The sequence below is a fragment of the Sporolactobacillus shoreicorticis genome (assembly GCF_024125445.1).
GTDB classification, from domain to species: domain Bacteria; phylum Bacillota; class Bacilli; order Bacillales; family Sporolactobacillaceae; genus Sporolactobacillus; species Sporolactobacillus shoreicorticis.
The window spans coordinates 1-589 of record NZ_JAMXWM010000098.1 but is presented as its reverse complement, the minus strand read 5'-3'; the positions used below and the strand labels follow the sequence as shown (position 1 = coordinate 589).

The window sequence follows — 589 nt, the reverse complement described above, 5'->3', positions numbered from 1 at the left end:
ATACAAAATGGAATTGTAAGTATCATCTAGTTTTTGCACCAAAGTACCGAAGACAAATTATCTATGGAAAGCTTAAAAAAGATATAGGCATGATTTTAAGACAGTTAAGTGAGCGAAAAGGTGTAGAAATTATTGAAGCCCAAGCCTGTAAAGATCACATACACATGATGGTCAGTATACCGCCCAAGATAAGCGTTGCAGCTTTTATCGGCTATCTCAAAGGAAAAAGCAGTTTAATGATCTTTGATCGACATGCGAACTTGAAATACCGATATGGAAATCGAAAATTTTGGTGCAGGGGATACTATGTGGATACAGTAGGAAGAAATAAGAAAGTGGTTGCAGAATACATTCGCAACCAGATACAAGAGGATGTAGTCGCAGAGCAATTAAGTATGTTTGAACATATTGATCCGTTTACTGGAGAAGAGGTCAAACGCAAAAAAAAGAAAAAATAGAAGTCCCCCTTTTAGGGGTGCCGGGGAAGTAGTGCGGTTGGCGGACGCCTCGGTGCCCTTTTAAGGGCTGGCCAGTAACAAAGGCTTTCAGCCGCAGAGCAAACCACCCGTTCACACGGGTGGTTTTGATT

1 protein-coding gene is annotated in these 589 nt (G+C 41.1%); it reads left to right on the top strand.

The window, feature by feature from the left end:
- A partial coding sequence (tnpA, locus tag NIE88_RS22160) for an IS200/IS605 family transposase (protein WP_253065722.1) occupies positions 1 to 458 on the top strand: 458 nt, incomplete at its 5' end.
- Positions 459 to 589: the final 131 nt, after the last annotated feature.